This is a genomic window from Mesorhizobium sp. M2A.F.Ca.ET.039.01.1.1 (genome assembly GCF_003998035.1).
In the GTDB taxonomy this organism is placed as follows: domain Bacteria; phylum Pseudomonadota; class Alphaproteobacteria; order Rhizobiales; family Rhizobiaceae; genus Mesorhizobium.
Genome location: NZ_RZRY01000373.1, coordinates 1 through 6,295, shown reverse-complemented (window position 1 = coordinate 6,295; position 6,295 = coordinate 1). Strand labels below are relative to the sequence as shown.

Annotated in this window: 5 protein-coding genes and 1 pseudogene; all 6 read left to right on the top strand. The window is 65.4% G+C overall.

Annotated elements, in window-relative coordinates:
* The coding region (gene mraY, locus EOA24_RS24135; RefSeq protein WP_245501845.1) for a phospho-N-acetylmuramoyl-pentapeptide-transferase at positions 1-992 on the top strand (992 nt) is incomplete at its 5' end.
* A gap of 11 nt (positions 993-1,003) precedes the next feature.
* On the top strand, positions 1,004-2,407 hold the full coding sequence (murD, locus tag EOA24_RS24130) for a UDP-N-acetylmuramoyl-L-alanine--D-glutamate ligase (RefSeq protein WP_126081994.1): 1,404 nt from the start codon (positions 1,004-1,006) through the stop codon (positions 2,405-2,407).
* Entirely contained in the window at positions 2,407-3,558 is a 1,152-nt protein-coding gene (ftsW, locus tag EOA24_RS24125) for a putative lipid II flippase FtsW (protein ID WP_126081995.1), read from the top strand. The genes murD and ftsW overlap by 1 nt, the downstream gene beginning before the upstream one ends.
* Positions 3,559-3,564: 6 nt before the next feature.
* A complete protein-coding gene (gene murG / locus EOA24_RS24120) occupies positions 3,565-4,689 on the top strand; it encodes an undecaprenyldiphospho-muramoylpentapeptide beta-N-acetylglucosaminyltransferase (RefSeq protein ID WP_127410134.1) in 1,125 nt (374 codons plus the stop codon).
* The gene (gene murC, locus EOA24_RS24115; RefSeq protein ID WP_126081997.1) at positions 4,686-6,092 is read left to right on the top strand and encodes a UDP-N-acetylmuramate--L-alanine ligase; all 1,407 of its coding nucleotides are present in this window, start codon (positions 4,686-4,688) and stop codon (positions 6,090-6,092) included. Before murG ends, murC begins: the two co-directional genes overlap by 4 nt.
* Positions 6,089-6,295, top strand: a pseudogene (locus EOA24_RS24110) (UDP-N-acetylenolpyruvoylglucosamine reductase); the annotation flags it as partial. The gene murC and the pseudogene EOA24_RS24110, both read left to right, overlap by 4 nt.

Below are 6,295 nucleotides of genomic sequence, written 5' to 3'. Positions count from 1 at the left end.
CCTCGGCGCTGATCGTCTTCATCTTCGGGCCGACGATCATCAATTCGCTGCGCCTGCGGCAAGGCAAGGGCCAGCCGATCCGCGCCGACGGCCCGCAGACGCATTTCAAGAAGGCTGGAACACCGACCATGGGCGGGCTGATGACCCTGTCCGGCATCATCGGCTCGTCGCTCTTATGGGCGAATCTATCCTCGATCTATGTCTGGGTTGTGCTGCTGGTCACCGTCGGCTTCGGCTCGATCGGCTTCTACGACGACTATCTCAAGGTCACCAAGCAGTCGCATCTGGGCTTCTCCGGCAAGGCGAGGCTGGCGATCGAATTCGTCATCGCGGCCATCGCCGCCTGGGTGATCATGCATAATGGCCAGGCGCCTTTCTCGTCGTCCCTGACCTTCCCTTTCGCCAAGGAGTTCCTGATCAACCTCGGCTGGTTCTTCGTGCCGTTCTCCTGCTTCGTCATCGTCGGCGCCGGCAATGCGGTCAATCTGACCGACGGTCTCGACGGCCTGGCGATCGTGCCGATCATGATCGCGGCGGCGTCTTTCGGCGTCATCGCCTATCTCTCGGGCAACGCGGTCTTCGCCGAATATCTTCAGATCCATTTCGTTCCCGGCACCGGCGAGCTCGCCGTCGTGCTCGGCGCGGTGATCGGCGCCGGCCTCGGCTTCCTCTGGTTCAATGCCCCGCCGGCCGCGATCTTCATGGGCGACACCGGCTCGCTGGCGATGGGCGGCCTGATCGGCACCATCGCCGTCGCCACCAAGCACGAGATCGTGCTGGTCATTGTCGGCGGCCTGTTCGTGGTCGAGATCTTCTCGGTCATCATCCAGGTCGGCTATTTCAAGATGACCGGCAAGCGCGTCTTCCTGATGGCGCCGATCCATCACCATTTCGAAAAGCTCGGCTGGACCGAAAGCCAGGTGGTGATCCGCTTCTGGATCATCGCCGTCATCCTGGCGCTGGTCGGCCTCTCCACCCTCAAGCTCAGATAGGACCAGCCCGCTTGATCCCCGCCGCTTCCTTCTCAGGCAAACGCGTTTCGCTCTTCGGGCTCGGCGGCTCGGGGATTGCCACCGCGCATGCGCTGATCGCGGGCGGTGCCGAGGTGCTGGCCTGGGACGACAATCCTGAAAGTGTCGCCAAGGCAGCGGCCGCGGGCATCGCGACGGGCGATCTGCGCGCCGCCGATTGGCCGCGCTTCGCCGCCTTCGTGCTGTCGCCAGGGGTGCCGCTGACGCATCCGAAGCCGCATTGGACGGTGGAGCTGGCGCGCGGCGCCGGCGTCGAGGTGATCGGCGATATCGAGCTGTTCTGCCGCGAGCGCATCGCCCGCGCGCCGGCGGCACCCTTCATCGCGATCACCGGCACCAACGGCAAATCGACGACGACGGCGCTGACGGCGCATATATTGAAGTCGGCGGGACGCGACACGCAGATGGGCGGTAATATCGGCCGCGCCATCATGACGCTCGATCCGCCCGAACCGAAGCGGCACTATGTGGTGGAGTGCTCCTCCTACCAGATCGACCTCGCGCCCTCGATCAACCCCACCGCCGGCATCCTGCTCAACCTGACGCCCGATCATCTCGACCGGCACGGCACGATGGCGCATTACGCCTCGATCAAGGAAAGGCTGGTCGCCGGCTCAGACACCGCGATCGTCGGCGTCGACGATTCCTGGGGCGCCCAGATCGCCGACCGGCTGGAGCGGGCAGGGCGGCAGGTCACCCGCATTTCCAAGCGCCTGCCTTTGACCGACGGCTATTTCGCCGACGGCACCAATCTGATGGAAGCCGTGCATGGCCGCTACAGCCGCGTCGCCTTCCTCGAGGGCATCGGCTCGCTGCGTGGCCAGCATAATGCGCAGAATGCGCTGGCCGCCGTCGTTGCCTGCCTCAAGGTCGGGCTCGAGCTCGGCGAAATCCAGGCAGGGCTCGAAAGCTTTCCCGGGCTGGCGCACCGCATGGAACAGGTCGGCCGCAAGGGCCATGTGCTGTTCGTCAACGATTCCAAGGCGACCAATGCCGACGCGGCTGCTCCCGCGCTGTCAAGCTTCCCCAGCCGCATCTACTGGATTGCCGGCGGCCTGCCCAAGGAAGGCGGCATCGAGCCGTTGCGCGGCTTCTTCCCGCGCATCGCCAAGGCCTATCTGATCGGCGAGGCGGCGCCCGCCTTCGCGGCGACGCTCGGCGAAGCCGTGCCCTACGAGATATCGGGAACGCTGGCGGCGGCGGTCGAGCATGCCGCCCATGACGCGGCGAGCGACGCCGGCGGCGAGGCCGTGGTGCTGCTTTCGCCGGCCTGCGCCAGTTTCGACCAGTTCAAGAATTTCGAAGTTCGCGGCGAAGCCTTCAGGCAAGCTGCGACTGCTATTGATGGTGTCAAACCCATCGGAGGGCCACTTTGATGCAAAGCCGTCTCGACAAAAGTCCTGTCGCCACCTGGTGGTGGACCATCGATCGCTGGTTCCTGGCGGCGTTCCTGTCGCTGATGGGACTGGGTATCGTGTTGTCCTTTGCCGCCAGCCCAGCGGTGGCCGAACGCATCGGCCTCAGCAGCTTTCACTTCGCCACCAGGCAGATCATCTTCACCATCCCGGCGCTCGCCGTGATGCTGGCGGTCTCCTTCCTGCAGGCGAGGCAGATAAGGCGCATGTCGCTGGTGCTGATCTGTGTCATGCTGGTGCTGATGGTGGCAGTGCTCTACGTCGGTGTCGAGGTGAAGGGCGCGCGGCGTTGGGTGTCGCTGGCCGGCCTGTCCATCCAGCCGTCCGAGTTCCTGAAGCCGGCCTTCGTCATCATCTGCGCCTGGCTGTTTGCCGAGCATAAGCGCCAGCTCGACATCCCCGGCAATCTGTTCGCCCTCCTGCTTCTGGTCCTCGTGGTTTCTCTTCTGGTCGCCCAGCCCGATCTTGGCCAGACCATGCTGGTCACCGGCACCTGGGGCGTTATGTTCTTCATGGCCGGCCTGCCGTGGCTGTGGATCATAGCCCTCGGCATCACCGGTGCGAGTGGCCTGTTCGCCGCTTATACGGTGTTCCCGCACGTTGCCTTGCGCATCAACAAGTTCCTGACCGGCGAGGGCGATACGTTTCAGGTCGATATGGGCCGCGAGGCGCTGATTAACGGCAGCTGGTTCGGCGTTGGGCCGGGTGAGGGAACCGTCAAGCGCATTGTTCCGGATGCTCATACCGACTTCGTGTTCTCGGTCGCGGGCGAGGAATTCGGCCTGATCATGTGCTTCTTCATCATGTCGATCTTCGCCTTCATCGTGCTGCGCGGCCTGAGCATCGCGCTCAAGGAGCATGACGATTTCACCCGCTACGCGGTGGGCGGTCTCGTCACCATCTTCGGCTTGCAGTCGGCAATCAACATGTGCGTCAACCTGCAGCTGATGCCCGCCAAGGGCATGACGCTGCCCTTCATCTCCTATGGCGGCTCCTCGCAGATCGCCATCGCCGTCTCGATGGGCATGGTGCTGGCATTGACGCGCAAGCGTCCGGAAAAGCGCAAGCAGATGGGCTTCGTCCTCGCGCAGCGCGCAATCCCGGCGGAATGAGGCGGGATGGCGAAGGGAGTCATCCTGCTTGCAGCCGGCGGAACGGGCGGACACCTGTTTCCGGCCGAGGCGCTCGCGCATGAGCTGATCGAACGCGGCTGGAAGGTGCATCTTGCCACCGACCGGCGCGCCGAGCGCTATTCCGGACAGTTTCCCGCCGCCGACATCCATGCGGTCCCGTCGGCGACGCTGGGCTCGAAAAATCCGGTCGCCGTGGTCTCGGCGTTCTGGAAGATCTGGCAGGGCGTGCGCGAAGCAAGCCGGATCATCGCCCGGATCAAGCCGGAGGCGGTCGTCGGCTTCGGCGGCTATCCGACGCTGCCGCCGCTCTATGCGGCGACAAGGCGCAAGGTGCCGACGCTGATCCACGAGCAGAACGCCGTCATGGGTCGTGCCAACAAGGCGCTTGTCGGCCGCGTCGACGCGATTGCCGGCGGCTTCCTGCCGGAAGGCGCGAGCGCCGACGGCGCAAAGACGGTGACCACCGGCAATCCGGTGAGGCCGCAGGTGCTCGAGGCAGCGAAGACGCCCTATGCGGCATCGAACGAAGGCGAGCCGTTCCGCCTGCTGGTGTTCGGCGGCAGCCAGGGCGCGCAGTTCTTTTCCGATGCGGTTCCGGCGGCGGTCGCGCTGTTGCCGCAAGACCTGCGCAAGCGCCTGGTGATCACGCAGCAGGCGCGCGCGGAGGATGTGGCGCGGGTGAAGGCGGCTTATGCCGAGCTCGGCGTCGACGTCCAGGTCTCGCCCTTCTTTACCGACATGGCGGCGCGCATGGCGGCGGCGCATCTGGTGATGTCGCGCTCCGGCGCCTCCACGGTTTCGGAGATCGCGGTCATCGGCCGGCCGGCGCTGCTGGTTCCTTATCCGCACGCGCTCGACCACGATCAGGCGGCGAATGCCGCGGCCCTTGCCGCAGCCGGCGGCGCCGAGCTCCATCCGCAGTCGACGCTGTCGGCCGAACGGATTGCGCAGCTGATCGGCGGGCTGATGCAGGACCCGGACCGGCTGGCGGCCATGGCCGCCGCAGCCCGTTCGGCCGGGAAACCGAACGCGGCGCGGTTGCTCGCCGATCTGACAGAGGCTATTGCGTCCGGCAAAACGGTTTCGGACTATAGGAGGACGCGCGCATGAAGATGCCGCAGACGATCGGCCTTGTGCATTTCATCGGCATCGGCGGCATCGGCATGAGTGGCATCGCCGAGGTGCTGCACAATCTCGGCTATAAGGTGCAGGGTTCCGACCAGGCCGACGGCGCCAATGTGCAGCGGTTGCGCGACAAGGGCATCGAATGCTTCGTCGGCCACAAGGCCGAGAATCTCGGCGATGCCGAAGTCGTCGTCGTTTCGACCGCGATCAAGAAATCCAACCCGGAACTGAGGGCTGCGCGGGAGAAGTTGCTTCCGATCGTGCGCCGGGCCGAGATGCTGGCCGAATTGATGCGCTTTCGCCAGGCGGTCGCCATCGGCGGCACGCATGGCAAGACGACGACCACCTCGATGGTGGCGACGCTGCTCGAGGCCGGCGGGCTCGATCCGACCGTCATCAACGGCGGCATCATCAACGCCTACGGCACCAATGCGCGCATGGGCGACGGCGAGTGGATGGTGGTCGAGGCGGATGAGAGCGACGGCACCTTCCTGAAACTGCCGGCCGACATCGCCGTCGTCACCAATATCGATCCTGAGCATCTCGACCATTATGGCAGCTTCGACAAGGTGCGCGAGGCCTTCCGCCAGTTCGTCGAGAACGTGCCGTTCTACGGCTTCGGCGTGATGTGCACCGATCATCCGGAGGTGCAGGCGCTGGTCGGCCGCATCGAGGACCGCCGCGTCATCACCTATGGCGAGAACGCGCAGGCCGATGTTCGCTTCACCAACCATCGCATGCTGGGCGCGATCTCGGAGTTCGACGTCTTGATCCGCGACCGCAAGGGGCGCGGCACCGCGACGATAACCGGCCTGCGCCTGCCTATGCCCGGCAAGCACAACGTCTCCAACGCGACGGCGGCGATCGCGGTCGCGCACGAGCTCGGCCTGTCGGATGACGCGATCAAGAAAGGTCTGTCGTCCTTCGCCGGCGTCAAGCGGCGCTTCACACACACCGGCTCGTGGAACGGTGTCGAGGTGTTCGACGATTACGGCCATCATCCGGTGGAGATCGCGGCAGTGCTGAAGGCTGCGCGCAGCGCCACCAAAGGGCGCGTGATTGCCATCGCGCAACCGCATCGCTTCACCAGGCTGCACGATCTGTTCAACGAATTCTCCGTCTGCTTCAACGACGCGGATACGGTGATGGTCGCGCCGGTCTATGCGGCAGGCGAGGAGCCTATCGAAGGCGTGACCTCGGATGCGCTGGTTGCGCGCATCCGTTCTGGCGGCCATCGCGACGCGCGCTATATCGATGGCCCGGCGGCGATCGCCCCAGCCATTCGCGAGCTCGCCAAGCCCGGCGATTTCGTCGTCTTCCTCGGCGCCGGCAACATAACGCAATGGGCTTACGCGCTGCCCAAGGAACTTGGCGGGACGCCCTCATGATGCGCGGCCAGGATCTCATCGACAAGCTCGGCGACAAGCTTTCGGGCCTGCGCGGCCGCATCACGCCGAACGCCGAGATGGACAAGATCACCTGGTTCCGCGCCGGCGGCCTGGCGGAGGCGCTGTTCCAGCCGGCCGACGAGGAAGATCTCGCCGCCTTCCTGCGCGCCGTGCCGGAAGAGGTGCCGGTCATGGTGGTCGGC

What these genes read in the sequence shown, in the direction of transcription:
- ftsW (WP_126081995.1), top strand. Translation starts at nt 2,407, where the DNA reads ATGCAAAGCCGTCTCGACAAAAGTCCTGTCGCCACCTGGTGGTGGACC.
- murG (WP_127410134.1), top strand. Translation starts at nt 3,565, where the DNA reads ATGGCGAAGGGAGTCATCCTGCTTGCAGCCGGCGGAACGGGCGGACAC.
- murC (WP_126081997.1), top strand. Translation starts at nt 4,686, where the DNA reads ATGAAGATGCCGCAGACGATCGGCCTTGTGCATTTCATCGGCATCGGC.